This window comes from Pantoea sp. sgz302252, from assembly GCF_047713085.1.
Taxonomy (GTDB): Bacteria; Pseudomonadota; Gammaproteobacteria; order Enterobacterales; family Enterobacteriaceae; genus Scandinavium.
On sequence record NZ_JBLFJW010000004.1, the window covers coordinates 45,122 to 71,443 of the forward strand.

Genomic DNA, 26,322 nt, shown 5'->3' on the forward strand with positions numbered 1-26,322 from the left:
ATGAGCGAAATTAAAGACGTTATTGTCCAGGGATTATGGAAAAACAACTCGTCACTGGTGCAACTGCTGGGTCTTTGCCCGCTGCTGGCGGTGACCTCCACCGCGACGAACGCCCTCGGTCTCGGCCTGGCAACGACGCTGGTGCTGACGCTGACCAACCTGTTTATCTCGCTGCTTCGCCGCTGGACGCCGTCCGAAATTCGTATCCCGATTTATGTGATGATCATCGCCTCGGTGGTGAGCTGTGTGCAGATGCTGATCAACGCCTATGCGTTCGGGCTGTATCAGTCTCTTGGCATTTTTATTCCGCTGATTGTGACCAACTGTATTGTGGTCGGTCGCGCCGAAGCTTTTGCGGCTAAAAAAGGGCCGATGCTTTCAGCACTGGATGGATTCTCCATCGGCATGGGGGCAACCTGCGCCATGTTCGTGCTGGGCTCGCTGCGCGAAATTTTGGGCAACGGCACGCTGTTTGATGGCGCTGATGGGCTGTTGGGCGGCTGGGCGAAAGTGCTGCGCATTGAAGTCTTCCACACCGATACCCCTTTCCTGTTGGCAATGCTGCCACCCGGTGCTTTTATTGGCCTTGGCATGCTGCTGGCCGTAAAATACCTGATTGATCAGCGGGCCAAACAAAAAGCCAGCGCGGTGAGAAATCACTGTGAAGTGGCGCCGGACGTGAAAACCACGACAGGGAAAGCGTAATGAACAAAGAGAAGCGTCAGGAAATCCTCACGCGATTGCGGGACAACAACCCGCACCCCACGACCGAACTCAATTTTACGTCGCCGTTTGAGCTGCTGATTGCCGTGCTGCTTTCTGCGCAGGCAACGGACGTCAGCGTCAATAAAGCCACTGCAAAATTGTACCCTGTTGCCAATACGCCCGAAGCCATGCTGGCGCTGGGTGTGGACGGTGTGAAGGAGTACATCAAAACCATCGGCCTGTTTAACAGCAAAGCCGAAAACGTGATTAAAACCTGCCGAATCCTGATTGAACAACACGGCAGCGTAGTGCCAGAAGATCGCGCGGCGCTCGAAGCCCTGCCCGGTGTCGGACGTAAAACAGCGAACGTGGTGCTAAATACTGCCTTTGGCTGGCCAACCATTGCTGTCGATACGCACATCTTCCGCGTCTGCAACCGCACTAACTTTGCGCCCGGTAAGAACGTCGAGCAGGTCGAAGAGAAACTGCTCAAAGTGGTTCCCGCTGAGTTTAAAGTGGATTGTCATCACTGGCTTATTCTGCACGGACGTTATACCTGCATTGCGCGCAAACCCCGCTGTGGCTCCTGCCTGATTGAAGACCTTTGCGAATTCAAAGAGAAGACCGACGCCTGACCCTGCCAACGCCGTGTTCCCGCACGGCGATTTTGCCGTCTTATTGACCACACATCACGCCTAAGACTAACTGATGATCTGGCCGCTTACCGCCCAGGCCGGTTAATCGTTTTTTTCTCAACGAAAATTTCCATACAAATGTGACACAGATCACTTCGATAACATCACGTTAAATTATCGTTACGAGAAAACGCTTAAGCCTTTGCCGATGCAGTGGTTAACCGTTTTTTAACCAGAGATATCACCACTAATTTTCGGATTATTGGCCTATATCACTGCAATACGGACAAACCAGCAGAACATATCGCCATTTGCCGATAAAACCCCCACTTCAACAGTGAAAAAATCTGGAAGAAACGAAACGGCGAAGTTAAACGCTGAATAACATTTGTATGAACGGACGATTATAACGCCTTCGATATGTGTAACAGAATATTACAAAGCACTTGTGTGATGGACCAGGATAGTGAACATTACCTGCCGTTTTCCCCTCCAAGAATAACTATAAGGCGGATGACTCCACGATCGTCACGCCGGATGACCCCCGTTACTGCGGGACTTAAAAAAAGAGGTATATGTGTCTACTGCAAACAACAAACCAACAGAAAGCGTCAGTCTGAACGCTTTCAAACAACCTAAAGCGTTCTATCTCATTTTCTCTATCGAACTTTGGGAACGTTTTGGTTATTACGGCCTGCAAGGGATTATGGCTGTTTACCTGGTTAAACAACTGGGGATGTCCGAAGCAGACTCCATCACACTGTTCTCTTCTTTCAGTGCTCTGGTCTATGGTCTGGTTGCCGTCGGTGGCTGGCTGGGTGATAAAGTTCTGGGTACCAAACGCGTCATTATGCTGGGTGCCATCGTGCTGGCTATCGGTTATTCGATGGTGGCCTTCTCTGGCCACGATGCCGGTATGGTTTACATGGGTATGGCCGCCATTGCTGTCGGTAATGGCCTGTTCAAAGCGAACCCGTCTTCCCTGCTGTCTACCTGCTATGACAAGGATGATCCGCGTCTGGACGGTGCATTCACCATGTACTACATGTCCATTAACATCGGTTCCTTCTTCTCTATGCTGGCAACGCCCTGGCTCGCCGCGAAATACGGCTGGAGCACTGCGTTCGCACTGAGCGTTGTCGGGATGCTGATCACCGTTGTGAACTTTGCGTTCTGCCAGAAGTGGGTGAAAAACTACGGTTCTAAACCTGACTTCGCACCGGTTAACTACGGTAAACTGCTGGCAACCCTCGCAGGTGTTGTGGTTCTGGTCGCTATCGCTACCTGGCTGCTGCATAACCAGGGCATCGCTCGTATGGTTCTGGGCGTTGTCGCTCTGGGTATCGTTTGTGTCTTCGCCAAAGAAACCTTCGCGATGCAGGGTGCTGCACGTCGTAAAATGATCGTGGCGTTCATCCTGATGGTTGAAGCGATTGTGTTCTTCGTGCTGTACAGCCAGATGCCGACTTCCCTGAACTTCTTCGCTATCCGTAACGTTGAGCACTCCATCCTGGGTATCGCGTTCGAGCCAGAGCAGTTCCAGGCCCTGAACCCATTCTGGATCATGATTGGTAGCCCGATTCTGGCCGCTATCTATAACAAGATGGGCGACCGTATGCCGATGCCGCACAAATTTGCTATCGGTATGGTCCTGTGCTCCGGTGCCTTCCTGGTGCTGCCACTGGGGACTAAGTTTGCAACTGACGCCGGTATCGTGTCTGTCAACTGGCTGATCCTGAGCTACGCACTGCAGTCTATCGGTGAACTGATGATCTCCGGTCTGGGTCTGGCGATGGTGGCACAGCTGGTTCCACAGCGTCTGATGGGCTTCATCATGGGTAGCTGGTTCCTGACCACTGCGGGTGCAGCCATCATCGCAGGTAAAATTGCGAACCTGATGGCCGTTCCTGAGAACGTGACTGACCCACTGCTGTCTCTGAATGTCTACGGCCATGTGTTCATGCAGATTGGTATCGCCACCGCGGTTATCGCTGTACTGATGCTACTGACTGCACCAAAACTGAACCGTATGACCCTGAGCGATGATGCTGCTGAGAAAGCTCGCGAAGCCGCCACTGCTTAACCCCTCCGGGAAACAAAATTAATTAAGCCGCTGACACGTTCAGCGGCTTTTTTTTTATCTGTCAGCACACTAGGATAGAGGCACACCTCTGTCTAAAGGAGTTCATCATGAAATTGTTCTACAAACCCGGCGCCTGTTCCCTGGCTTCACACATCACGCTGCGTGAAAGCGGAATGGACTTTTCGCTGGTTGGTGTCGATCTTGCGAAGAAGCAACTGGAGAACGGTGAGGATTACTGGCAGGTCAATCCAAAAGGTCAGGTGCCTGCCCTGCTTCTGGACGACAATACGCTGCTGACCGAAGGCGTGGCGATCATGCAGTACATCGCAGACAACAAAGCAGACCGCCAGCTACTGGCGCCCGCTGGCAGCATCGCGCGTTACAAAACGCTTGAATGGCTTAACTACATTGCCACCGAGCTGCACAAAGGCTTCACGCCGCTGTTCCGCCCGGACACGCCAGAAGATTACAAACCGACTGTGCGCTCACTGCTTGAGAAGAAAATGGGCTATGTGGATGAATCCTTACGCGGCGGAGAGTGGATCAGCGGCAATCGCTTCACCATTGCTGACGCCTACCTGTTTACCGTTCTGCGCTGGGCGCATGCGGTGAAGCTGGATTTGAGTGGGCTGAAGAATATCGAGGCCTATATGGCTCGCGTGGCAGCTCGCCCAGGCGTGACAGCGGCACTGGCGGCGGAAGGGATCAGTTAATCGCTTTCGAAAGACGTAAAAAAGGCCGCCGCTGCGGCCTTTTGTTTGCCCGGAGAAATGCCTGGCGGCACTTCGTTTGCGCAGGCCTGGAAATACGTAGACACCGATAAACGATGGCGTGCAGGCCCGGTAAGCTTGCGCCACCGTGCAATGACTTCACCTGGAAATTACTTCCAGCACACCAGGCAGTAGTTTTTCTTACCGCGACGCAGCAGCGTGTAACGGCCGTACAGACGGTCGCTGTCGACGAAGGTATATTCCGGGTCAATCTGCTTTTCACCGTTGATGGTGACAGCATTAGACGCGATGGTTTTACGGGCCTGACCGCGGGACGGCTGCAGCTCAGAATCCACCAACGCCTGCATCAGATCAGCGCCCTTCTCCATTTCGACCATTGGCATGCCATCCTGCGCCAGTTGCTCGAAATCGGCTTCGCTCAGGTCACTCAGCGTGCCGTTAAACAGGCTTTCGGTGATGCGTTTTGCCGCCACCAGGCCTTCTTCACCGTGCACCAGACGGGTGACATTTTCCGCCAGCACATACTGTGCGCGTGGCGCTTTACCGCTGTTTTTGTCTTCTTCTTCCAGCGCATTGATTTCAGCAATATCCATGAAGGTGAAGAACTTCAGGAAGCGATAAACGTCCGCATCCGCGGTGTTAATCCAGAACTGGTAGAATTTGTACGGGCTGGTTTTCTTCGGATCCAGCCACACTGCGCCACCTTCGGTTTTACCGAATTTGGTGCCGTCAGCTTTGGTGATCAGCGGAACGGTCAGACCGAACACCTGATTCTGATGCAGGCGACGCGTCAGGTCGATACCTGAGGTGATGTTGCCCCACTGATCGGAACCGCCAATCTGCAGCGCAACGCCGTGCAGATTATTCAGGCACGCGAAGTCATAACCTTGCAGCAGGTTATAAGAGAATTCGGTGAAGGAAATCCCCTGGTCATCACGGTTCAGACGCTGTTTTACCGCTTCTTTGTTGATCATCTGATTCACAGAGAAGTGTTTACCGATGTCACGCAGGAAGGTCAGGACGTTCATGCCGCCAAACCAGTCGTAGTTGTTGGCCGCGATAGCGGAGTTGCTGCCGCAATCAAAATCGAGGAACGGCGCCACCTGCTTACGGATTTTCTCAACCCACTCCTGAACGGTATCTTCGGTGTTCAGTTTACGCTCGGCCGCTTTGAAACTCGGATCGCCGATAAGACCGGTTGCTCCGCCTACCAAGGCCACTGGCTTGTGACCTGCTTCCTGGAAGCGTTTCAGGCATAACAGGGGAACGAGATGCCCCAAATGCAAGCTGTCAGCGGTGGGGTCGAAGCCGCAATAGAGCGCGATCGGGCCCTGCGCCAGTCGCTCTGCTAACGCTTCCTCGTCCGTCACCTGAGCCACAAGGCCCCGCTCTTGCAATTGTTTAATCAAGTTACTGCTCGCCATCAAAGTCTCCATGTATAAAACAGACTGCACCTTAGCCGGTACACGACGTTTCGCCAGATGCGAAAGGGTCATAGAATAAAACGCCAGCCCGTGTTGTGCCAGCGCTTAAAACAACAAAATACGCAATTACGGCGCGAGTCGGTCGATTTTCCAGGCGTCGCTTTCACGCTGGTAGAGAAAACGATCGTGCAGGCGGTGTTCGCCCCCTTGCCAGAACTCCATCGACTCAATGCTGACGCGGAATCCGCCCCAGAAACTCGGCAGCGGGACTTCGCCCTGCTGGAACTTTTGCTTGAGTTCGAGGAATTTGCTTTCCAGAATGCCGCGCGCCGAAATACGGCTGGATTGTTTCGAAACCCAGGCACCAATCTGGCTGTCGCGTGGGCGACTGTGGAAATATTTGACCACTTCGAGGGTAGAGAGGCGTTCCGCTTTGCCGGTCACCATCACCTGACGTTCGAGCGTATGCCATGGGAACAACAAACTGATGCGAGGGTTTTGCTCAAGGTGATGTGCTTTGCGGCTACCGAGATTGGTGTAGAAGACCAGCCCCTTTTCATCATAATGCTTGAGCAGGACGATGCGCTGGTACGGCTGACCGCTCTCATCAACGGTCGCGACGACCATGGCGGTGGGATCGGCGAGTTTCGCCTCACAGGCCTGCCCGAGCCAGCGCTCAAATAAAGCCAAAGGTTCAGCAGGAAGATCGTGGCGGCGCAGGCCGCCACGGGTATATTCACGGCGCAAATGCGCGATTTGCTGCAGGTCGTCGTTATCAGACATGGCTTTTGAGAGTGTTGTCTTCGGGTAGCGCTATTGTGCGCTGCCCTCGGCAAAATCTCAACGCTTCGGATTTTGTAACTGACAGTTATTCAGGACGATACGATCGCGTTTGTAGACTGTCGCGGAGTCGCCTTTCGACCAGAAGACATAAATACCGTCAGTGTAACGTGCGCCAGAAGCCGAAATGCCCTGAGTCAGCGTCTGCTGTTGGTTGTCGTAAATAAAGTCGACCTGCTGGCGGGTATTGTTCAGATGAACGGTTAACGGTTTTTCGTCACACTGGTATTGCAGCGTGTCGGTGTTCATGCGCTCAACGAACTGGCTGTAATAACTACATCCGGAGAGCATCAGGGGTACAATTGCGAGGAGGAGTTTTTTCATTAGCTTGCCTTAAGGCTGTCCCGGTCCCGGAGGGCAAGATGCCCTCCCATAACACTTCTAGTTTATTGGCATTGCCAGAATGACTCAGTCAGTTAACTCTGATTCTGCGGGGCGTTGGCAGGAAAAATTGCGCCTAAGACGGTTGCTTCGCTGGCGCCCGTAACGGATGGCAGGTTGCCAGGCAGTCCTGCCAGGGTACGCCATGCCAGCCACGCAAACGCCAGGCCTTCCATATCATCGCCACTGACACCGGCTTCGTCAGTGGTCGACACTTCGGTTCCTGAGAGCAGCGCAGCAAGACGAGCCATTAACAGAGGATTACGGCTACCACCACCACAGACTAACAGCCGCTCACAGCCGCCACTCAGAAGGACCTGTTCGCTGATGGTCACCGCTGTCAGTTCCGTCAGCGTGGTCATGACATCGACCGCGCTGACGTTCGGATGCTTCGCCAACTGACGTTCGAGCCAACCGTAATTGAAATATTCGCGCCCCGTACTTTTCGGCGCAGACAAGGCAAACCACGGGTCGCTGAGCATCTCCTGTAAAAGAGGCAGATTGATTTTTCCGCTACTCGCCCATGCAGCATCCTTATCATAAGGCTTACCGCACTGACGCCAGATCCACGCGTCCATCAGCATATTTCCAGGCCCGGTATCATGGCCTTTTACCGGTAAGCCAGGACACAACAGTGACAGGTTTGCGATGCCGCCAATATTCAGCACCACGCGACGCTCAAGCGGGTCCGCCAGTAATGCCTGGTGAAAGGCAGGAACCAGCGGCGCGCCCTGCCCACCCAGCGCCATATCGCGACGACGAAAATCCCCTACTACCGTAACGCCTGTGCGAGCGGCCACAATGTTGTTATCACCGATTTGAAGAGTGTGTGGCGCATCACTGTCAGGCTCATGCCAGACGGTTTGCCCGTGACAGCCGATGGCAACGACATCGCTGGCCGTCAGATTTTCCTGCGCCATCAGCGTTAAAACCGCATCAGCGAACAGGTGCCCAAGGCGAGTATCGAGCTGACCATATTGTGACAGCGTTAATTGCTGTCCCTGGCAAATGGCCAGAATGGCCTCTTTCAGCGCAAAGGGAATGGGGTAAGAAAGGCTGGCTTGCTGCGCCACCATGTTGTCATCCATTACTGCGAGGACCACATCAACCCCATCAAGGCTGGTACCTGACATTACGCCGATATAACGACCCGATTTCATACGCCTTCCTTAGTTGTGACCGAAAAGCACACTGAAACATAAAGTCTTTCTCAATGCCACGACCGGCTAATAAAATTTAACAATCGCGCACAAAATCTCTCGTGCCCCTGCTTTCTTCACTGGTGAAGCGGCCGTTGACGTTTGGTTAAGAAGATTCCAATTATAATTTTCATTATATCCGCGCAGAACATATGACCCCCGAGGGATAAATACCATATAATTGCGAGGTAAGGATGCTCTCAAGAGCGTTACTTGGTGAACAGGAGATTCATAAATGATGTTACGTGTATTGGCCGTTTCAATGATCGGTTTAACGCTCGCGGGTTGTGTCAGCAGCAGCGGCTTGTCTGGCGACGTGTATTCCGCATCCGAAGCCAAACAAGTTCAGAATGTGACTTACGGAACTATCGTTCACGTACGTCCAGTCCAGATTCAGGGTGGTAATGATGCTAACGTCATCGGCGCTATCGGCGGCGCAGTCCTCGGTGGCTTCCTGGGCAATACCGTGGGTGGCGGCACAGGCCGTTCACTGGCAACGGCGGCGGGTGCAGTGGCAGGCGGCGTTGCCGGCCAGGGTGTTCAGAGCGCAATGAACAAAACTCAGGGCGTTGAGCTGGAAATCCGCAAAGACGATGGCAACACCATCATGGTGGTTCAGAAACAGGGTGATACCCGTTTCTCTGCTGGCCAGCGTGTTGTGATGGCAAGCAACGGCAGCCAGGTGACGGTGTCCCCTCGTTAATGTTCCCGTGTGTGGCCACTCGGCCACACACTGTTTTTTTTACGTCTCCTCACGCTTATCGTTATTTCCCCACAAATATCTTGCTTACTTTACATATCCAAAAATATCCTCGCACTTGAGCGAATTAATATTTTCGCCTGCGCAATACTCATTACGCTGTAACGAAATAAACTCAAAACGTTTCAGGCTTACGCCTGCTTTTGGCTTTGCACATTGTAATGCCATACCCCCAGGAAATTAACATGCTTGTAAACTCGTCTTTCCCGATTAATCGGTTGTTGTTCTTTTTTGGTTGCTCAGTGCTTGCTGTTGGGCTGTTAAATCTTTTTTCCAGCCAGGTCATTTATCGTATTCCTGCGACAATGCCAACGCTTTTCCCTGTCATGACCATTTTTTTAATGGTGTTTCATATCCTGATCGCCAGCTTTATGGTGATGAAATATCTTTGCGATAAACACCGTCTGTATCTGATGGCCATTGCCTGTGCCTTCGGCGGCTCTGCGCTGCTGATGCTGGGAACGTTAAGCAGCTATACCGACTGGTTACTGTGCTCGCCTATCGCCAAAGTGAATTATAACGATGCGTTTATCTACTACTTTTTCCGTAATGTTATGATGGCAGCATTATTCATGGCATCAATAATTCTGTATGAATATCGTCACAGCGAAATTCATACGTTGCGGAATCACATGGTTATCCTTAGTTTAATTATCGGTTTTACTGTCAGTATGCTCGCATTATCGTGGCTGTACTCCAGTCATTATGGCGGTATGCATTTATTAATCATCGATAATCTAAGCCGTCACTTTACTTCGCTCTGGCATAACTATCTTATTAGTGCCCTGATTATACCGCGACGCAAGCAGAGGCCTCACAGGAAATCTGTGTTCAGCGAGCAGACGAAGCGATGTATCAGGCAAAAGAGAATGGGCGCAACCAGGTGATAGCCTGGCAGGCTTAATAAAGAAAAAGGCCCTGAAATTCAGGGCCTGAGAGTGATGACAAACCTCTAACGAATGAGATCTGTCATAGGGTACCGAATAAAAAACAAGGAAAATCAATTTATTGATTTTCGGCTGCTCACCACAAAGAAGGAAAAACCACGCTTTTTCCTTCTTTGTCAGCAGTCTGAGGCCCTGAAATTCAGGGCCTCTTCTGTTCATATTAGTCTCTGGACTGCAGATCGTTGATGTTCTGCTCCAGTTTGCGGATGAGTCCAAGCAGCAAATCCAGTTCTTCCGGCGAAATACCGGAAAGGATTTCCCCCCGGGTTTTGCGGATCACCGCCTCCATATCTTCAATCAGCGGCTCTGCTTTTTCAGTCAGTTTAATGCGTTTAGCACGACGGTCGTTGGCGCAGGTCTGACGCGAAATCAGGCCCTTTTCTTCCAGCTGATCCAGCGTACGAACCAGAGACGGCTGCTCGATACCAATCGCTTTAGCCAGTTGAATTTGCGACTGTTCTGGCGGGAGCTGATGAATGTTATGCAGCGTGACCCAGTGAGTCTGCGTTAATTCCAGAGGTTTGAGGCGATGGTCAATCAGAGCACGCCATATGCGCACTAATCGTGCCAGATCGGACCCTAATGGCGATTCCAATTTCATCTCCTTATAATTAGCTTGCTAAGTTATTATACTGATTTTAGAATAGTGTGCAGCATTTAAATATTCAAAACAAATGTATTACCGCTTCCTTGCAGACTGACACAATGATTTACACTGATAATAATTCTCTCGCGCAGCCCCATTCAACCAGCGATAACGCATTTGCAAAGGATTTTTGCCCGTGAATCTGACGTTAAACAGCACCGGACTTCCCCTCCAGGACTTGCTCGTCGGGGCATCCATTTACTTCCCACCGCTGTTCAAAGCGGTGTTACCCGGTTTCTTCATCTGGCTCATTGCCCATCGTCAATTGCGCGACTGGATGTACGCGGGTGACGTCTGGCATCCGTTGCTGATGGATCTCTCTTTGTTCGCGCTGGCAGTCTGCCTGTCGTTATTTCTGATCGTGATGTGGTAACGAAGCCTGATGAAAAAACTAAAATATTTCTCCACGCTGCTGGTTGCAGCGCTCGCGCTGATTGCTGTCTGGCTGATGTGGAATTACTACATGCAATCACCCTGGACTCGCGACGGTAAAATTCGCGCTGAGCAGGTCAGCATCACCCCTCAAGTGTCTGGCAGCATCATTGAACTGACCGTTCGTGATAACCAACGGGTGAATGCTGGCGATACTCTTTTTCGCCTGGATCAGACGCCATTTCGCATCGCAGTGATGAATGCGGAAGCCCAGCTGGCAAAAGCGCAATCCGATAAAGCAAAAGCCCAGTCCGACATGGATAAGGCCGATGCGGATAGGATGAAAGCACGCCGCGAAGCCGACAGACGCCGCGACCTGCCGAAAAATTTCATCTCGGCTGAAGACCTGGATACGGTCAATATTGCCCTGCAAACGGCGAAAGCTGACGCGGAAGCAGCGAAAGCCAATGTTACCGCAGCAAAAGCCAGTGCCGATGCGGCTAACGCGGCACTGGAGCATGCCAAATGGCAGCTCAGCCAAACGGAGGTCAAAGCCCCTGTCGACGGCTGGGTCACTAATCTGTCCACGCGGGCTGGCGATTACGCTTCCGTCGGCCGCCCTGTCTTCGCCCTTGTCGATAGCCATTCGTTTTACGTCGTGGGCTACTTTGAAGAAACCAAATTGCGGCACATTCAGGCCGGTGATAAAGCCAGTATCGTGTTGTACAGCAACGGCAATACGTTACAGGGTCACGTAGCCAGCATCGGGCGCGCCATTTCCGATCAGAGCGTGGGCAGTGAAAATAATCTGGTAGCAGACGTCAAACCGACGATCCCCTGGGTTCGTCTGGCGCAACGTGTTCCGGTTCGCATTGAATTTGATAAGCTGCCTGACGATGTCGTGCTGGTTTCAGGTACCACCTGCACCGTGTCGATTGGCGGTTGATGATGACTTTCCAGGCTCTGAACTGGCGAACGCTGCCGTGGATTAAAGCGACTCGCCCACAGTGGCGGTATGCGTTGCGAAACGGCATCGCCATGTGTCTGGCGTTAAGCTTCGCTTATTACATCAACCTGGATGAGCCTTACTGGGCGATGACGTCGGCAGCGGTCGTGAGCTTCCCGACTGTCGGCGGCGTTATCAGCAAAAGCTTCGGGCGTATCGCCGGCAGCCTGCTCGGTGCCTGTGCAGCAATTTTAATTGCCGGGCACACCATGACCGATCCCTGGTTTTTCCTGTTAAGCATGTCCGCCTGGATAGCGTTTTGTACCTGGGCCTGCGCCATGTTTATGAACAATGTGGCCTACGCTTTTCAGCTAGCCGGATACACCTGCGCCATCATCGCTTTCCCTTTGGTTAATCTCGTTGAAGCCTCGCAGCTGTGGGAAATCGCCCAGGCACGCGTCTGTGAAGTGATTGTGGGCATTATCAGCGGTGCGCTGATGATGATGATCATGCCGAGTACTTCCGATGGTACCGCGCTACTGACAGCCCTGAAGAAAATGCATGCGCGCATCCTCGAACACGCGAGTTTGCTCTGGCAACCTGAAAACAGCGATGCCGTGCGTACCGCTCATGAAAGCGTCATCGGTCAGATCCTGACCATGAACCTGCTGCGCATCCAGGCGTTCTGGAGCCACTATCGCTTTCGTCGCCAGAACAGCTTGCTGAACTATCTCCTTCATCAGCAACTGCGTTTAACCAGCGTGATTTCCAGCCTGCGCCGTATGTTGATGAACTGGTCAACGCCGCCTGAAAATACCCGTGAAGTACTGGAAAACCTGTTTGCGGAGCTGGCAAAACCCAACGCGAATGCCTATACCGTAGCCCGAATTATTGCCCCTTTAGCCCCAGGCGATCCGCTGGATTTTCGTCACCACGCCTTCTGGCATCGGCTGCGCTATTTCTGCCGACTTTATTTGTCGTCCAGCCGCTGGCTTCAACGGTTGGAAAATGCCTCCGCCATCACTGAGTTTGATGTTCCGAAGGCACCTGCCCTGGCGCGTCGTACCGACCATGCCGAAGCTTTGCTCAATGGCGTGCGTACTTTCATCGCACTGGTCATGGTTGGCGCATGGGCTATCAACGCGCAATGGTCGTCAGGCCCGGCCGCCCTGACGTTAGCGGCGATATGCTGTGTGCTTTATTCCATTTCCCCTTCACCGTTTAATTCGCTGACGCTGTTGCTGCGCACCTTGCTGCTGCTCTCGCTGTTCAGTTTTGGGGTGAAATTCGGTTTGATGGTGCAGATAAGTGATCTCTGGCAGTTCCTGTTGTTCCTGTTCCCGCTGATTATCACCATGCAATTGCTGAAATTGCAGATGCCGAAGTTCGCCGGGTTATGGGGGCAGATGATTGTCTTTATGGGCTCGTTTATCGCGGTATCTAATCCGCCAGTGTATGACTTTGGCAGTTTCCTTAACGACAATCTGGCAAAGATTCTGGGGGTCGGTCTGGCGTGGCTGGCCTTTGCGGTACTGAAGCCCGGTTCCGATGCGCGCAAAAGTCGACGCCATATCCGTTCATTACGCCGCCATTTTGTTGACCAGCTCAGCCGCCATCCTCAGCAAAGCGAACATGAATTTGAGTCGCTGGTGTATCACTACATTAGCCAGTTGAGTAACAGCCAGGACGCAATGGCCAGACGCTGGTTGTTACGCTGGGGTGTGGTGTTACTCAACTGCTCCCATGTCGTCTGGCAGCTTCGTGACTGGCAAACCCGCTCCGATCCGCTTGTTCAGGTACGCGACCTCTGCATCTCTTTGCTGCGGGATGTGATGAGCGAGCGCGGTGTTCAGCAGCGCCCGCTGGCCTCAGCGCTGAAAGAATTGCAGCGAATTTACGAGGCGCTGGGTCACCACCACCAGCCTGCGGCCCGGGAGTTAGCGGCGATTGTGTGGCGGTTATACTGCTCGCTGTCGCAGCTTGAACAAGCGCCACAGGCTGGCACGATAGAGACTCCGGCGTCTTAACCGCGCTTTATCGGTTGAGATAACCAGAAGACCTCCATAAAAAAGGTGTCGCTGTTAAGTCTAAACCAGCGACACCTTTTTGAGCGGAAAGTCAGATTTACGGTACGTCGTAACCCAGCGCAGCTTTACGAATGCGGAACCACTGCTGACGGGTCATTTCAAGCGACTCGGCGGCAATGGCAGAACGAACACGCTCGATTTTGCCGGAACCGATAATAGGCAGTGGTTGTGAAGGCAGACGCATCACCCACGCATAAACCACCTGCTCAATGCTTTGGGCATTCAGTTCTTCCGCCACTTTAGCCAGCTCATCACGTAGCGGCAGGAAGTTCTCATCATTGAACAAGCTACCGCCTCCCAGACAAGACCAGGCCATTGGGCGGATACGTAACTGTTGCAGCTGATCCAGCGTGCCATCCAGCAGCAGCGGCTGATGTACAGGCGACAGTTCAATCTGGTTTGTCGCCAGGGTAAACGGCAGGCGGGATTGCAGCAGTGAGAACTGTGCTGGCGTAAAGTTAGACACACCGAAATGACGGACTTTGCCGCTCTGGTGTAGCTCAGTGAAGGCTGCGGCCACTTCGTCTGCATCCATCAGCGGATCAGGGCGGTGGATCAGCAACAAATCGAGGTGGTCGGTCGCCAGGTTAACCAGTGACTGCTCGGCGCTGCGAACGATATGGTCGCGATCGGTGATGTAGTGTCCTAACGCATTTTCAGGGCGGGCCGTGGTGGCGATGCCGCATTTGCTGACCACTTCCATGCGGGAGCGCAGATGTGGCGCAAGCTTCAGGGCTTCACCAAAGGCCGCTTCGCAGAGGTAACCGCCGTAAATATCGGCGTGATCGACCGTGGTGATGCCAAGATCGAGATGCTCTTCAATAAAGCTTACCAGCTGGCGCGGGGACATGTTCCAGTCCATCAGACGCCAGTAACCCATCACAAAACGGGAGAATTCCGGGCCATTAGGCGCGAGAGTAATACGCTGAACCATCAAAGCTTCCTCAACAGAAAAATTTCATCGAGTATACGCACATTTGCGCTCAAAACAGTGAGGGCTGCTCAGGATCTTCGGCTTCTGAGGGTTTGTTTGCGCGGATTTTGCGCAGCAGACGCTGACGGCAAAGGCGAAGCACCTCCTGCTTTTGCGTGTCGCTCATGGTTTGCCACTGGAAACGCTCGTCGCGGCTACGCATACAGCCACGGCAATAGCCGCGTTCATCCGACTGGCAAATGCCCCGGCACGGGCTTTGTACCGGGAAAAACTCCAGTTGTTCTGCCACACCGCCCCCTGTTTATCGCTTCTTCTCATTGAAGCCTGAGAATCGCCATCCTGCAACCACATTCATTATCTTGCTGACAAAGAAGGAAAAAGCGTGGTTTTTCCTTCTTTGTGGTAAGCAGCCGAAAATCAATGAATTGATTTTCCTGATTTTTTTAATGGGCAGATAATGACAACGCTGTGCCCTCACCCTTTCACCCTCAGCCACATTCATTTTCCTCTTGCATTAGACCGATCGGTCTACTAAAGTGAGCCGTATGAGCAGACAGACCGAACATGACACCCGCGAGCATATCCTCGCCACCGGCGAGACCTTGTGTATGCATCGCGGCTTTACCGGAATGGGGTTAAGCGAACTCCTGAAAACGGCAGAAGTGCCGAAAGGGTCGTTCTATCACTATTTCCGCTCTAAAGAAGCTTTTGGTGTGGCGATGCTGGAACGACACTATGCCGACTATCATCGCCGTCTGGTGGAGCATTTTTCGTCCGGCGCAGGTAACTGCCGCGACAGGCTTCTGGCCTACTATCAGCATACGCTGAACCAGTTTTGCCAGCAGGGCATCATCAGCGGCTGTCTGACAGTAAAGTTATCTGCCGAAGTGTGTGACCTCTCGGAAGTGATGCGCACAGAAATGAACAAAGGGGCCAGCCAGATTATTGTCCTGCTGACCCATGCGCTTGAAGATGGCCGAAAGGAAGGCAGTCTGACCTTCCAGGGTGACGCCCATACTCAGGCCGAAGTACTCTACTCCTTATGGCTGGGCGCCAATCTTCAGGCCAAAATGTCCCGCAGTTCAACGCCGCTGGAAAGCGCGCTCGAACATGCAAAGACTATGATTGCCGCGCCTGGGCGTTAACAGGCGTTTTTATTTAATGAATCACTAGACGACCGGTCTATTCAGGAGTTATCGATGTCTCAACAGAAACTGTTTTCCCCGCTGAAGGTCGGTGCAATTACCGTTCCTAACCGTGTCTTTATGGCCCCGCTGACTCGTTTGCGCAGCATTGAACCGGGCGATATCCCTACGCCGCTGATGGGTGAATATTATCGCCAGCGCGCAAGCTCTGGTCTGATTATCTCTGAGGCCACGCAAATTTCTGCTCAGGCGAAAGGCTACGCTGGCGCACCTGGCCTGCACAGCCCGGAACAAATTGCCGCATGGAAAAAAATCACTGCAGGCGTTCACGCTGAAAACGGCCACATGGCTATCCAACTGTGGCACACCGGCCGTATCTCTCACACTAGCCTGCAACCGGGTGGACAGGCTCCGGTTGCACCTTCCGCCCTGAGCGCGGGTACACGCACTTCCCTGCGCGATGCCAATGGCAACGCCACTCGTGAAGACACTTCCACGCCGCGTGCGCTGGAACTCGAAGAGATCCCAGGCATCGTCAATGATTTCCGCCAGGCGGTGGCCAATGCCCGCGAAGCCGGTTTTGACCTGGTCGAGCTGCACTCTGCGCACGGTTACCTGCTGCACCAGTTCCTGTCACCTTCTGCGAACCATCGTACCGATCAGTATGGCGGCAGCGTAGAAAACCGCGCTCGCCTGGTGCTGGAAGTGGTCGATGCGGTGAGCAAAGAGTGGAGCGCGGACCGCATCGGTATTCGCGTTTCTCCAATGGGCTCTTTCCAGAACACCGACAACGGTCCGAATGAAGAAGCCGACGCGCTGTACCTGATTGAAGAACTGGGTAAACGCGGCATTGCTTACCTGCACATGTCAGAACCTGACTGGGCTGGCGGCCAACCGTATACCGAAGCGTTCCGCCGTAAAGTGCGTGAACGTTTCCACGGCCCAATCATCGGTGCGGGAGCCTATACCCCAGAGAAAGCCGAAGACCTGATCGCTAAAGGGCTGATCGATGCCGTGGCATTTGGCCGCGCTTACATTGCCAACCCTGATTTGGTCGCACGCCTTGAGCGTAAAGCCGAACTGAACCCTCAGCGTCCGGAAAGCTTCTACGGCGGCGGCGCGGAAGGTTACACCGATTACCCTACTCTCTGATCCTCGCATTGATAGCGGCGGCTATCCGCCGCTATACTCTATGTTCTGGTTTATCAAACAATAGTTTAAGGGGAAGAGAATGCGCCTACTTCACACTATGCTGCGTGTTGGCGATCTGCAACGCTCCATCGAGTTTTACACCAACGTGCTGGGCATGAAGCTGCTGCGCACCAGCGAAAACCCGGAATATAAATACTCCCTCGCTTTCGTTGGCTACGGCCCGGAAACCGAAGAAGCGGTGATCGAACTGACTTACAACTGGGGCGTCGACAGCTACGACCTCGGTACCGCTTATGGTCACATCGCGCTGAGCGTCGATAACGCGGCAGAAGCCTGCGAGCGCATCCGCAATAATGGCGGTAACGTGACTCGTGAAGCGGGTCCGGTTAAAGGCGGCACCACGGTCATCGCCTTTGTCGAAGATCCAGACGGCTATAAAATCGAACTGATAGAAGCGAAAGACGCGGGCAAAGGCCTCGGTCAATAACATCTCAGGGCGCGTAAGCGCCCTCAGACTGCTGACAAAGAAGGAAAAAGCGTGGTTTTTCCTTGTTTTTTATTCGGTACCCTATGACAGATCTCATTCGTTAGAGGTTTGTCATCACTCTCCAGGGCGCGTAAGCGCCCTTTTTACACCTGCCTTTACTGCAACATTCGGCAAAATTTGCCATAATGCGCGCTCATTTTTTCCAGTCTAAGAGATCCTGATGTCCGACAACGCTCAACGTAACGCACTGTGCGACCGCTTCCGTGGTTTTTATCCTGTAGTCATCGATGTAGAAACCGCAGGCTTTAATGCCAAAACGGATGCACTGCTCGAAGTGGCGGCTGTGACGTTAAAAATGGATGAGGAAGGCTGGCTGATGCCGGACAGCACGCTGCATTTTCACGTTGAGCCTTTCGAAGGCGCAAACCTGGTCCCCGAAGCGTTGGCCTTTAACGGCATTAACCCGAACGACCCTGAACGCGGCGCGGTGAGTGAATACGACGCCCTGCATGCCATCTTCAAAGAAGTGCGTAAAGGCATGAAGGATAGGGAATGCAATCGCGCGATCATGGTGGCGCACAACGCCACGTTCGATCACAGCTTTATGATGGCAGCAGCAGAACGTGCCGGGCTGAAGCGCAACCCATTCCACCCTTTCGTGACTTTTGATACTGCAGCGCTGAGCGGGATCGCGCTGGGTCAAACCGTCCTGTCAAAAGCGTGCATCGCCGCAGGCATGGAATTTGACGGCGCCAAAGCGCACTCCGCACTGTATGACACCGAACAAACAGCTCAACTCTTCTGTGAAATCGTCAATCGCTGGAAGCGTCTTGGCGGCTGGCCGCTGCCAATAGCGGAAGAACAGGCGTAAAAAGAGCTGCCCGCTGGTTAATGTAGTTCAGATGGTTGGTATAAAAGGGGGTCATGTTCATCATGACCCCCTTGAGAGTGATGACAAACCTCTAACGAATGAGATCTGTCATAGGGTACCGAATAAAAAACAAGGAAAATCAATTTATTGATTTTCGGCTGCTCACCACAAAGAAGGAAAAACCACGCTTTTTCCTTCTTTGTCAGCAGTCTGAAGGGGGTCATGTTCATCATGACCCCCTTTTACATCAATATTTCGCAAAAGACCGAAAAAAAGAGCCAGCACACGCATTTTTTTAATGATAAAACATACCTTGTAATTATGATTGTTAAATGAATATATATTCAACAACAATTCACCTATGAAATAAATACTTTTTTTATCACATGATACTTAACTGTATGATTCCTTACGAAAGGACGATGCATTGAGGCCGTAAAGAAAATCGGTTTAAGCTAACATAACTCATACAAATACTTCAACGCTTGCTGATATCTCCCTTCAAAGTATTTTCAGCACGAATATGAAACCACCTTCCTTAATTAATAATTCAGTCTGACTAATGCAATAAATACCAATCGCCATGATAAACTTAATTTACAATATGAGTTTTAAAAAAAATTGTTTTTGTTTAACAATTCGTTTATTTCCTCATTGCGTAACCACATTACATTCGTAACGTGGTGTTTAGTATGCTCATTTATTGAGTACTATAAATTTCATTTAGTATAAAGGATTATATTCAATGTTTAATAAGACGCTTCTTGCAGTCGCGACTGCTACCCTTCTTTCCAGCGCCGTTTTTAGTGCCTCCGCTGCCGATGAAGGTCACGGTAAAATATCATTCGAAGGGATCGTCATTTCCGCGCCATGCTCTATCGCGCCGGGTGACGAAGATCAGACCATTAATCTGGGTGAAGTGGCTGATACTGCGCTGAACGGTGATAAATATTCTCTGCCGGTTGATGTCAACATTCACCTGCAGGACTGCACCTTAGGGACGATCTCCAAAGTTGACGTGACCTTTACCTCAGCCAATGCAGACGCAACCACTAACCTGCTGAAAAACACCTCTGAAGGTAACTATGGTGGGGCGACAGACGTCGGCGTACGTTTGTTGACTGCAGGTAATGAAAATGTGGTGATGGGCACACCTCAGGAAATCACTCTCGCACCGGATAGCTCTTATCAGGTCCTGAGCTTTAAAGCGCGTATGGAATCCCCAGAAAACACAGCCACACCAGGTAACGTAACCACTGACGTTAACTATGTTCTGGCTTACAACTAATCACTTGCGTACGAAATAATTTGTGATTCAAGCCGGTGAGGTCATCACCGGCTTTTTGGCCTTTTATTAAGAGAAAAGGATTTTATGAACATCACGTTTATAAAACGAAAGCCAGAAAAACCGCTTCATTTAATAAAACGGTCTCTGTGTCCGATACTTATAGCCGTGTTTGTGGCGATGCCTGCGTGGGCGGTAGAATTTAATACCGGTATGATCGATGCTGACGATAAGGAAAATATCGACCTCAGCCAGTTTGAGAAAAAAGGATTTATCCCGCCGGGTGTCTACGTGGTGCAAGTAGACATCAACAAAAAGAAATTACCGAATTCCTGGTCAGTCGAGTGGGTGAAAGCGGATAACGAGAGTGGGTCACAAATCTGCCTGACAAAGAAGGACTTACTGCTTTTCGGGTTTGCCGATGACTTCATTCAATCGTTGCACGCCGCGGGCGAACAAGGATGCCTGGACTTTTCCAGTAAGCCTGAACTTATCATCCGGCTGGATAAAGCAGAGATGGTGGTGACCATTGTGGCGCCACAGGCATGGATGAAATATCAGGCAACCAACTGGACGCCGCCGGAGTTCTGGGATGACGGCATCGCAGGAATGATCCTGGATTACAACGTTTATGCCAGCCAGTATGCCCCCGACGACGGTGACAAAAACCAGAGTGTCAGTTCTTACGGCACACTGGGTTTCAACCTTGGCGCATGGCGTTTGCGTTCTGATTATCAATACGACAAATCCTATGAAGACGGTCACTCAACGAACAGCAACAGCAGCATGGACCGCACTTATCTGTTTCGCCCTATTCCGTCTATTGCCTCGAAACTGACGTTGGGCCAGTACGATCTGAATTCCGATCTGTATGATACGTTCCATTTTACGGGTGCTTCGCTGGAGAGCGATGACAATATGCTGCCTCCGGATTTGCAAGGATACGCACCGCAAATTTCCGGCATTGCGCAGACTAACGCCAAAGTCACAGTGACCCAAAACGGTCGTATGGTTTACCAGACTACCGTGCCGCCAGGGCCGTTCAATATTGCCGATATTGGCGACACGTTCCAGGGTCAGCTTGATGTGACAGTGGAAGAGGAAGATGGACGAAAAAATACCTTCCAGGTCGGTTCATCGTCTATTCCGTTCCTGACGCGTAAAGGACAGGTACGTTACAAAGCGTCGACAGGTAAACCGACCTCAGTGGGCCATACCGACGTCAATAATCCGCTATTCTGGACCAGTGAATTCTCCTGGGGATGGACGGGAAATACTTCGCTGTACGGTGGGGTCTTGCTGACCGCTGAAGATTACCAGGCGGCCACAGTCGGTGTGGGCGTTAACCTTAATAGCTTTGGCTCACTTTCCTTCGACGTGACGCGTGCACAGGCCACTTTGCAAACTGACAATAACGAAAATAATGAAGATCAGCGCGGCTACAGCTATCGGGTCAACTACGCCAAGCGATTCGAATCAACGGGAAGTCAGGTCACTTTTGCCGGCTACCGTTTCTCGGATAAAGAATTTGTCACCATGAGCGAGTATTTGTCGGCACGTAACGGTGATGATTCAACGAACAATCAGAAAGAAAACTACGTGCTGTCGTTCAACCAATACATTGAACCCCTGGCGATGAACGCCTATCTCAACCTGACCCGTAATACCTATTGGGACGAGTCCGCCAGCACCAGTTATACGGTCTCCATTAGCCGTAACTTCGATATTAGCGGTTTCAAAGGCATCTCTTCTTCATTGTCAGTTGGCCGCTCTACGTGGGATGACAAAGAAGAAACCCAGTACTATCTCTCGTTTTCAATTCCGCTGGAGCAGAACCGCAGCTTGTCCTGGAGCATGCAGAAAAATGGCAGCGACAGTCTCTCCCAAACGGTGTCTTACTACGATTCCTCAGACCGCGATAATAGCTGGAACATTTCGGCGGCGGGCGACGAAAGCGATTTTCGCAAGGCAGAGCCCACGTTTCGTGGCAGCTACCAGCATTACTCTCCCTACGGCCGTTTGAGCGTTAACGGCAGCGTACAGCCCAATGAATATCGTTCAATGACCGCGGGCTGGAATGGCTCGTTCACCGCCACACGTCATGGTATGGCGCTCCATGATAATACCAACGGCAATAATGCCAGAATGATGGTGGATACCGATGGTATTGCCGGTGTTCCGCTAAGCGACAGGCGCACTGTGACCAATCAGATGGGGATTGCGGTGACGAATTCAGTCAGCAATTACACCACCTCTACCGTCCGGGTAGACAGCGATAAGTTACCCGACGGTATTGATATTAATAACTCCGTGTTTAACACCACCCTGACCGAAGGTGCCATCGGTTATGTAAAACTGAATACCACCCAGGGTTATCAGATAGTCGGCATTGTCAGGCTGGCAAATGGTCGTTTCCCTCCTCTGGGCGTCACCGTGGTGGACACGGCCAGTGGCAAAGATGTCGGACTGGTGGCTGACGACGGTTATGTGTATCTCAGTGGGATTCAGGAAGACAGCAAATTGCGCCTGCAGTGGGGCGAGAATACCTGTGAAATATCTCCGCCGAACCACAGTAATACAGACGACCAGACCCTTATTTTACCTTGTAAAACAGTAAACTAATTCAGGAAGAATCAGATGAAACCAACATTGTTAATGAAAGGACTTTTAGGTTTACTCAGCGTGTGCTCTGTGGCGAATGCCACGGTATCACCGGACAGAACGCGCATTATCTTCAATGAAACGGATAAGAGCATCACCATCAAGTTAATCAATCAGAGCAAGACACTGCCTTACCTGGCACAGTCATGGGTTGAAGATAATAAGGGACAAAAGACACGAAATTATGTCTCTCCGCTTCCGCCATTATTGCGTCTTGAACCTGGGGAACAAAGCCAGGTTCGCCTGATGGGACAACCCACGCTGAAACAACTGCCGACGGACAGAGAGACGCTTTTTTACTACAACATGCGTGAGATTCCCCCTCGTACTGAGCAAAAGAATGTTATGCAGTTGGCCATGCAGAGTCGTTTGAAATTATTCTGGCGCCCTAAAGCGATTGTGCTGAAAGAAGGGCAAGCTATCGCAATGGACAAGGTTGCGATTTCGCGTACGGCATCCGGCATCACGGTTAAAAACGGTACCCCCTATCACATCACCGTCGGGTATATCGGGATTGATGGTAATACCCTTTTTCCTGGTACTAAGGGCTTTATGATCCCTCCCTTTGAGCAAAGCAGTTCAGAGATAAAGAATATCCCCGCAACCTTCCAGATTGGTTATATCGGCGACTACGGCGGTTTAAACATGTTTCAGGTCAACTGCACGTCTGTCCAGCCTGTTTGCCACAGCGAATCAGTGAAAAAAGGGTAAGTGATGAAAACCATTATTGCGCTGCTGTGCTCATTACTGCTACTGGCATCTTCATCTTCATGGGCTGTTTTATGTTACAAAGATGTGGCCAACGGACAGACAGAAGTCATCACCGAATTACCCAGTTTTACGGTGCCTTCCAACGCGGTACCAGGAAGTAAAATATGGGAAAGCTCAGACACTAACGTGACTGTTTATTGCGACAAAGCAACAGGCTGGACCAAAGCCGACCAGGCAGAAAATGTTTTCGCGTGGATTAAACTGTCGGCAAAAAACAGCTCTGACATGCTCAATAATCCCTATTTCACCTTTGGTGTCACTTATAACGGTGTGGATCATGAGGGCATTGATGAAGGCATTGATACCGGCCAGTGTCTGGATAAATACGAGGAATATTATGATGGTATCTGGCACGATCCTGTCTGCAATGGCAGCACAGTGCAGAAAAGTGTCACCTTTCCCGCCCGTTTCCGCTTATATGTAAAGCTGAAATCTTTTCCAGCCGATCCCGACGCCGTTTATAACTTCGGCACGGTTAACGTGTTGCAGTTCGATGGCAAAGGGGGTGCTAATCTCTCCAATGCAAAGAACCTGCATTACAGCATTGATGGTCTGGATAATGTGCACTTTTTGGATTGCGGGGTCGATATTCAAATCTTCCCGGAAAACCAGACCGTTAATTTTGGCCAGGTGAGCAATGTCGACGTGATATCGCAAAAAGCGCCGTTTAGCATTTCAACCATTCGTGATGCCACCGCCGCCTGTTCAGAGCAGTTTGATGTCACTCTGAGCTTTAACACCGACGAGCTTTACGACCCCAGCCATGTGGATATGCAGAATGGGTTATTGATGCAAATACGCGACGAAACCTTGGGAGAAGACCTTCTGATGAATACCTACTATCCCTTTACTACCTACTACCCTGGCGGCAGTTACAACACCATCACCCACAACTACACGGCAAAACTAACCAAAAATCCGGGAAGATCCATCGAGACTGGCCCCTTCAGTCAAGATTTGGTGTTGAAGATTAACTATCAGTAATGACAAAAAAACGGCTGACCACAAGGTGACCAGCCGTTTTTTATCGCCAACCAGAGGCTTACTCTGCCGTCTGCTCGTCGTCTTTATATTTCGCCGCCGTCTCTTTGATCAGCGCCTGCAGTTCGCCGCGCTGATACATCTCAATCAGGATGTCACAGCCGCCAACCAGCTCACCATCAACCCACAGCTGTGGGAAGGTGGGCCAGTTAGCGTATTTCGGCAGCTCGGCACGGATGTCCGGGTTTTGCAGGATATCAACGTAAGCAAAGCGCTCGCCGCAAGCTGACAGCGCCTGAACCGCCTGAGCAGAGAAACCACAGCTTGGCAGCTTTGGAGACCCCTTCATATACAGAAGGATGGGGTTTTCTGCGATTTGGGCCTGGATTTTCTCAAGAGTCGTACTCATTGTCTTGCTTCCTTAAACTTCTTTTTATAACCGGAGTCGGTCAGTGTAACGCCAACCCCTTAGTCAGAAAATAACATTTTGTTCACTCAACTGTATTTTACATCCGGTGCCGTGAAGTTGCCTTAAAAATGTGTCTTTATCAGCAAACACCTGGTAATTCTGAGTGTTTTCCAGCCACCTTATGTCGACTTTGACGCATTTTTTTGCAGTCGCTAACGAAACAGTGCATCCGATACAAAAAGTCTATTAACAATCGCGGTTTTTATGCATTAAAATCGAAGCGTTTTGTCAATCATACCCAGGCATGACTGTTTTATGCCTGATTCACAGAGGAACGCTGGGTGGCGCGGGTAAATAAAATCTCTATCACGCTCTGTGCTTTACTGTTTACATCGTTGTCCATTACGCCTTTGTCGCATGCGTCAGAGCAGGCGCGTTCATCTGCATCTCAAAAGTCCCATCAGGCGAAAGATACGGACCGTAAAAAGAAAACGGCCAGTAATAAAAGCAAAACCACCGCAAAAAATACCAGCAAGAAAAAAACCAGCAGCCTGAAGTCTACAGCCCCGGTTCAAAGCAAACGCACTTCCTCCAGCAGTAAAACCACTTCAACCCGCCGCATGCACAGCGCCGCGTTAAAAACTGCTTCGGCAAAAATGGTACAGAAATGCACCGTGCGTAAAGGCCATAAGAAGAAGTGTGTGAATGAAGAAGTGAAGCCGCAGACCATCGCCGATGCGCATAAAACTCGCGTGCAGAAAGCGCAGAAAACCGCAATGAACAAGCTGATGGGCCAGATTGGTAAGCCGTATCGCTGGGGCGGCACTTCTCCTCGCACTGGATTTGATTGCAGCGGTCTGGTGTATTACGCCTATAAAGATCTGGTGAAATTCCGTATCCCACGTACCGCCAATGAAATGTATCACCTGCGTGATGCCCGTGCGGTTGATCGTGGCGAATTGCAAAGTGGCGATCTGGTGTTCTTCCGTACTCGCGGTCGCGGCACTGCCGACCATGTTGGCGTTTATGTTGGCAACGGCAAATTCATTCAGTCACCTCGTACCGGCCGGGACATTCAAATCACTTCCCTCAGCGAAGATTACTGGGCAAACCACTACGTCGGCGCTCGCCGCGTGATGACGCCTAAAACCATCCGCTGATCCCTGCCCTGTCGCCAGCCGACAGGGTAAGTTCCTCTTTTGCCATTTCTTTTAATTTGCTACCCTATCCCTACTCAATACAGGGTTATTGATTCATAAGTCAGAACAATAGGGAGAGAAGCAATGTCATTTGAATTACCTGCATTACCGTATGCGAAAGACGCACTGGCACCACACATTTCCGCTGAAACGCTGGAATACCATTACGGCAAACACCACCAGACCTATGTCACCAACCTGAATAACCTGATCAAGGGCACCGCGTTTGAAGGTAAAACGCTGGAAGAGATCGTGCGCACTTCTGAAGCAGGCGTGTTCAACAACGCGGCTCAGGTGTGGAATCACACCTTCTACTGGCATTGCCTGGCACCCAATGCCGGTGGCGAACCGACCGGTGAAGTGGCTGCAGCCATCAATGCCAGCTTCGGCAGCTTTGCTGACTTCAAGGCGCAGTTCACCGATGCCGCTATCAAGAACTTCGGTTCTGGCTGGACATGGCTTGTGAAAAAAGCAGATGGCAAACTGGCGATTGTCTCCACGTCTAACGCAGGTACACCGCTGACCACTGACGCGAAGCCGCTGCTGACCGTTGATGTGTGGGAACACGCTTACTACATTGACTACCGTAACGCCCGTCCGAACTACCTCGAACATTTCTGGGCGCTGGTAAACTGGGAATTCGTTGCCAAAAACCTGGCGGCGTAATGCCT

General features: G+C 51.4%; 28 protein-coding genes. 19 read left to right on the forward strand and 9 right to left on the reverse strand.

The annotated features are described in order from the left end of the window. From ACLW56_RS04340 to gstA, 4 genes are all read left to right on the forward strand, one after another. Nucleotides 1–705, forward strand: coding sequence for an electron transport complex subunit E (locus ACLW56_RS04340; RefSeq protein ID WP_330982592.1), 705 nt, complete (start codon nt 1–3; stop codon nt 703–705). Then, nucleotides 705–1,340: an endonuclease III gene (gene nth / locus ACLW56_RS04345; RefSeq protein ID WP_330982593.1), complete on the forward strand. Its 636-nt coding sequence runs from the start codon at nt 705–707 to the stop codon at nt 1,338–1,340. The genes ACLW56_RS04340 and nth overlap by 1 nt, the downstream gene beginning before the upstream one ends. 577 nt (nt 1,341–1,917) lie before the next feature. Next, nucleotides 1,918–3,423, forward strand: a complete 1,506-nt coding sequence (dtpA, locus tag ACLW56_RS04350; RefSeq protein ID WP_330982594.1) for a dipeptide/tripeptide permease DtpA — start codon at nt 1,918–1,920, stop codon at nt 3,421–3,423. Between the two features lie 107 nt (nt 3,424–3,530). Further along, complete coding sequence (gene gstA / locus ACLW56_RS04355; RefSeq protein WP_330982595.1) at nt 3,531–4,136, forward strand: glutathione transferase GstA; 606 nt, start codon at nt 3,531–3,533, stop codon at nt 4,134–4,136. A 167-nt stretch (nt 4,137–4,303) separates the two neighbouring features. Here the strand turns inward: gstA and tyrS are convergent, their stop codons facing one another. The 4 genes from tyrS to anmK all read right to left on the reverse strand — a co-directional run bounded on the left by tyrS (nt 4,304) and on the right by anmK (nt 7,959). After that, a complete protein-coding gene (tyrS, locus tag ACLW56_RS04360) occupies nt 4,304–5,578 on the reverse strand; it encodes a tyrosine--tRNA ligase (protein ID WP_330982596.1) in 1,275 nt (424 codons plus the stop codon). Nucleotides 5,579–5,704: 126 nt separating this feature from the next. Continuing rightward, a complete protein-coding gene (pdxH, locus tag ACLW56_RS04365) occupies nt 5,705–6,361 on the reverse strand; it encodes a pyridoxamine 5'-phosphate oxidase (protein WP_330982597.1) in 657 nt (218 codons plus the stop codon). A gap of 57 nt (nt 6,362–6,418) precedes the next feature. Next, the gene (gene mliC / locus ACLW56_RS04370; RefSeq protein ID WP_330982598.1) at nt 6,419–6,742 is read right to left on the reverse strand and encodes a C-type lysozyme inhibitor; all 324 of its coding nucleotides are present in this window, start codon (nt 6,740–6,742) and stop codon (nt 6,419–6,421) included. 92 nt (nt 6,743–6,834) lie between these two features. Next, complete coding sequence (anmK, locus tag ACLW56_RS04375) at nt 6,835–7,959, reverse strand: anhydro-N-acetylmuramic acid kinase (RefSeq protein ID WP_330982599.1); 1,125 nt, start codon at nt 7,957–7,959, stop codon at nt 6,835–6,837. 274 nt (nt 7,960–8,233) lie between these two features. Here anmK and slyB point away from each other — a divergent pair, with 274 nt between their 5' ends. Continuing rightward, nucleotides 8,234–8,701, forward strand: coding sequence for an outer membrane lipoprotein SlyB (gene slyB / locus ACLW56_RS04380; RefSeq protein WP_330982600.1), 468 nt, complete (start codon nt 8,234–8,236; stop codon nt 8,699–8,701). Nucleotides 8,702–8,919: 218 nt separating this feature from the next. Further along, the gene (locus ACLW56_RS04385) at nt 8,920–9,645 is read left to right on the forward strand and encodes an MASE4 domain-containing protein (protein WP_330982601.1); all 726 of its coding nucleotides are present in this window, start codon (nt 8,920–8,922) and stop codon (nt 9,643–9,645) included. A 220-nt stretch (nt 9,646–9,865) separates the two neighbouring features. Here the strand turns inward: ACLW56_RS04385 and slyA are convergent, their stop codons facing one another. Further along, the gene (gene slyA, locus ACLW56_RS04390) at nt 9,866–10,306 is read right to left on the reverse strand and encodes a transcriptional regulator SlyA (RefSeq protein WP_330982602.1); all 441 of its coding nucleotides are present in this window, start codon (nt 10,304–10,306) and stop codon (nt 9,866–9,868) included. Between the two features lie 181 nt (nt 10,307–10,487). On the opposite strand from slyA, the gene ACLW56_RS04395 reads away from it, so the two are divergent. From ACLW56_RS04395 to ACLW56_RS04405, 3 genes are read left to right on the forward strand one after another with little or no spacing between them, the layout of a single operon-like run. Then, nucleotides 10,488–10,724 carry a DUF1656 domain-containing protein gene (locus ACLW56_RS04395; protein ID WP_330982603.1) on the forward strand — a complete coding sequence of 79 codons (237 nt, stop codon included), beginning with the start codon at nt 10,488–10,490 and terminating at the stop codon, nt 10,722–10,724. 9 nt (nt 10,725–10,733) lie between these two features. Further along, nucleotides 10,734–11,669 carry an HlyD family secretion protein gene (locus tag ACLW56_RS04400; protein WP_330982604.1) on the forward strand — a complete coding sequence of 312 codons (936 nt, stop codon included), beginning with the start codon at nt 10,734–10,736 and terminating at the stop codon, nt 11,667–11,669. A 2-nt stretch (nt 11,670–11,671) separates the two neighbouring features. Next, on the forward strand, nt 11,672–13,696 hold the full coding sequence (locus ACLW56_RS04405; protein ID WP_330982605.1) for an FUSC family protein: 2,025 nt from the start codon (nt 11,672–11,674) through the stop codon (nt 13,694–13,696). A 97-nt stretch (nt 13,697–13,793) separates the two neighbouring features. Here the strand turns inward: ACLW56_RS04405 and ACLW56_RS04410 are convergent, their stop codons facing one another. Genes ACLW56_RS04410 through ACLW56_RS04420 form a run of 3 tightly spaced genes read right to left on the reverse strand, consistent with a single transcriptional unit; the run spans nt 13,794 to nt 15,186 of the window. Further along, nucleotides 13,794–14,690, reverse strand: a complete 897-nt coding sequence (locus ACLW56_RS04410) for an aldo/keto reductase family oxidoreductase (protein WP_330982606.1) — start codon at nt 14,688–14,690, stop codon at nt 13,794–13,796. A 49-nt stretch (nt 14,691–14,739) separates the two neighbouring features. Continuing rightward, nucleotides 14,740–14,979, reverse strand: coding sequence for a DUF1289 domain-containing protein (locus ACLW56_RS04415; protein ID WP_330982607.1), 240 nt, complete (start codon nt 14,977–14,979; stop codon nt 14,740–14,742). Between the two features lie 12 nt (nt 14,980–14,991). After that, complete coding sequence (locus tag ACLW56_RS04420) at nt 14,992–15,186, reverse strand: hypothetical protein (protein ID WP_330982742.1); 195 nt, start codon at nt 15,184–15,186, stop codon at nt 14,992–14,994. A 49-nt stretch (nt 15,187–15,235) separates the two neighbouring features. Between ACLW56_RS04420 and ACLW56_RS04425 the strand changes: the two genes are divergently transcribed. From ACLW56_RS04425 to ACLW56_RS04460, 8 genes are all read left to right on the forward strand, one after another. Then, the gene (locus ACLW56_RS04425; protein ID WP_330982608.1) at nt 15,236–15,835 is read left to right on the forward strand and encodes a TetR/AcrR family transcriptional regulator; all 600 of its coding nucleotides are present in this window, start codon (nt 15,236–15,238) and stop codon (nt 15,833–15,835) included. A gap of 54 nt (nt 15,836–15,889) precedes the next feature. After that, entirely contained in the window at nt 15,890–16,987 is a 1,098-nt protein-coding gene (locus ACLW56_RS04430) for an alkene reductase (RefSeq protein ID WP_330982609.1), read from the forward strand. A 79-nt stretch (nt 16,988–17,066) separates the two neighbouring features. Continuing rightward, the gene (gene gloA, locus ACLW56_RS04435) at nt 17,067–17,474 is read left to right on the forward strand and encodes a lactoylglutathione lyase (RefSeq protein WP_330982610.1); all 408 of its coding nucleotides are present in this window, start codon (nt 17,067–17,069) and stop codon (nt 17,472–17,474) included. Nucleotides 17,475–17,694: 220 nt separating this feature from the next. Further along, entirely contained in the window at nt 17,695–18,345 is a 651-nt protein-coding gene (gene rnt, locus ACLW56_RS04440; RefSeq protein ID WP_330982611.1) for a ribonuclease T, read from the forward strand. 745 nt (nt 18,346–19,090) lie between these two features. Then, nucleotides 19,091–19,633, forward strand: coding sequence for a fimbrial-like protein (locus ACLW56_RS04445; protein ID WP_330982612.1), 543 nt, complete (start codon nt 19,091–19,093; stop codon nt 19,631–19,633). Nucleotides 19,634–19,717: 84 nt separating this feature from the next. Next, nucleotides 19,718–22,252 carry a fimbria/pilus outer membrane usher protein gene (locus tag ACLW56_RS04450; protein WP_330982613.1) on the forward strand — a complete coding sequence of 845 codons (2,535 nt, stop codon included), beginning with the start codon at nt 19,718–19,720 and terminating at the stop codon, nt 22,250–22,252. 15 nt (nt 22,253–22,267) lie between these two features. Further along, complete coding sequence (locus ACLW56_RS04455) at nt 22,268–23,002, forward strand: molecular chaperone (RefSeq protein WP_330982614.1); 735 nt, start codon at nt 22,268–22,270, stop codon at nt 23,000–23,002. A 3-nt stretch (nt 23,003–23,005) separates the two neighbouring features. Next, nucleotides 23,006–24,046 (forward strand): pilus assembly protein, encoded by a 1,041-nt coding sequence (locus tag ACLW56_RS04460; protein WP_330982615.1) that lies wholly within the window; start codon nt 23,006–23,008, stop codon nt 24,044–24,046. A 58-nt stretch (nt 24,047–24,104) separates the two neighbouring features. Here the strand turns inward: ACLW56_RS04460 and ACLW56_RS04465 are convergent, their stop codons facing one another. Beyond that, entirely contained in the window at nt 24,105–24,452 is a 348-nt protein-coding gene (locus ACLW56_RS04465; RefSeq protein ID WP_330982616.1) for a Grx4 family monothiol glutaredoxin, read from the reverse strand. Between the two features lie 341 nt (nt 24,453–24,793). On the opposite strand from ACLW56_RS04465, the gene ACLW56_RS04470 reads away from it, so the two are divergent. Next, entirely contained in the window at nt 24,794–25,612 is an 819-nt protein-coding gene (locus tag ACLW56_RS04470; RefSeq protein ID WP_330982617.1) for a C40 family peptidase, read from the forward strand. Nucleotides 25,613–25,735: 123 nt separating this feature from the next. Beyond that, nucleotides 25,736–26,317, forward strand: coding sequence for a superoxide dismutase [Fe] (sodB, locus tag ACLW56_RS04475; protein ID WP_330982618.1), 582 nt, complete (start codon nt 25,736–25,738; stop codon nt 26,315–26,317). The last annotated feature ends 5 nt before the right edge of the window (nt 26,318–26,322 follow it).

Coding starts and splice junctions, on each gene's coding strand:
- ACLW56_RS04430 (WP_330982609.1), top strand. CDS start 15,890: ATGTCTCAACAGAAACTGTTTTCCCCGCTGAAGGTCGGTGCAATTACC.
- anmK (WP_330982599.1), bottom strand. CDS start 7,959: ATGAAATCGGGTCGTTATATCGGCGTAATGTCAGGTACCAGCCTTGAT.
- pdxH (WP_330982597.1), bottom strand. CDS start 6,361: ATGTCTGATAACGACGACCTGCAGCAAATCGCGCATTTGCGCCGTGAA.
- mliC (WP_330982598.1), bottom strand. CDS start 6,742: ATGAAAAAACTCCTCCTCGCAATTGTACCCCTGATGCTCTCCGGATGT.
- sodB (WP_330982618.1), top strand. CDS start 25,736: ATGTCATTTGAATTACCTGCATTACCGTATGCGAAAGACGCACTGGCA.
- ACLW56_RS04465 (WP_330982616.1), bottom strand. CDS start 24,452: ATGAGTACGACTCTTGAGAAAATCCAGGCCCAAATCGCAGAAAACCCC.
- ACLW56_RS04340 (WP_330982592.1), top strand. CDS start 1: ATGAGCGAAATTAAAGACGTTATTGTCCAGGGATTATGGAAAAACAAC.
- gstA (WP_330982595.1), top strand. CDS start 3,531: ATGAAATTGTTCTACAAACCCGGCGCCTGTTCCCTGGCTTCACACATC.
- slyB (WP_330982600.1), top strand. CDS start 8,234: ATGATGTTACGTGTATTGGCCGTTTCAATGATCGGTTTAACGCTCGCG.
- ACLW56_RS04385 (WP_330982601.1), top strand. CDS start 8,920: ATGCCATACCCCCAGGAAATTAACATGCTTGTAAACTCGTCTTTCCCG.
- gloA (WP_330982610.1), top strand. CDS start 17,067: ATGCGCCTACTTCACACTATGCTGCGTGTTGGCGATCTGCAACGCTCC.
- ACLW56_RS04410 (WP_330982606.1), bottom strand. CDS start 14,690: ATGGTTCAGCGTATTACTCTCGCGCCTAATGGCCCGGAATTCTCCCGT.
- ACLW56_RS04425 (WP_330982608.1), top strand. CDS start 15,236: ATGAGCAGACAGACCGAACATGACACCCGCGAGCATATCCTCGCCACC.
- nth (WP_330982593.1), top strand. CDS start 705: ATGAACAAAGAGAAGCGTCAGGAAATCCTCACGCGATTGCGGGACAAC.
- ACLW56_RS04445 (WP_330982612.1), top strand. CDS start 19,091: ATGTTTAATAAGACGCTTCTTGCAGTCGCGACTGCTACCCTTCTTTCC.
- ACLW56_RS04450 (WP_330982613.1), top strand. CDS start 19,718: ATGAACATCACGTTTATAAAACGAAAGCCAGAAAAACCGCTTCATTTA.
- ACLW56_RS04460 (WP_330982615.1), top strand. CDS start 23,006: ATGAAAACCATTATTGCGCTGCTGTGCTCATTACTGCTACTGGCATCT.
- rnt (WP_330982611.1), top strand. CDS start 17,695: ATGTCCGACAACGCTCAACGTAACGCACTGTGCGACCGCTTCCGTGGT.
- ACLW56_RS04405 (WP_330982605.1), top strand. CDS start 11,672: ATGACTTTCCAGGCTCTGAACTGGCGAACGCTGCCGTGGATTAAAGCG.
- ACLW56_RS04400 (WP_330982604.1), top strand. CDS start 10,734: ATGAAAAAACTAAAATATTTCTCCACGCTGCTGGTTGCAGCGCTCGCG.
- tyrS (WP_330982596.1), bottom strand. CDS start 5,578: ATGGCGAGCAGTAACTTGATTAAACAATTGCAAGAGCGGGGCCTTGTG.
- ACLW56_RS04455 (WP_330982614.1), top strand. CDS start 22,268: ATGAAACCAACATTGTTAATGAAAGGACTTTTAGGTTTACTCAGCGTG.
- slyA (WP_330982602.1), bottom strand. CDS start 10,306: ATGAAATTGGAATCGCCATTAGGGTCCGATCTGGCACGATTAGTGCGC.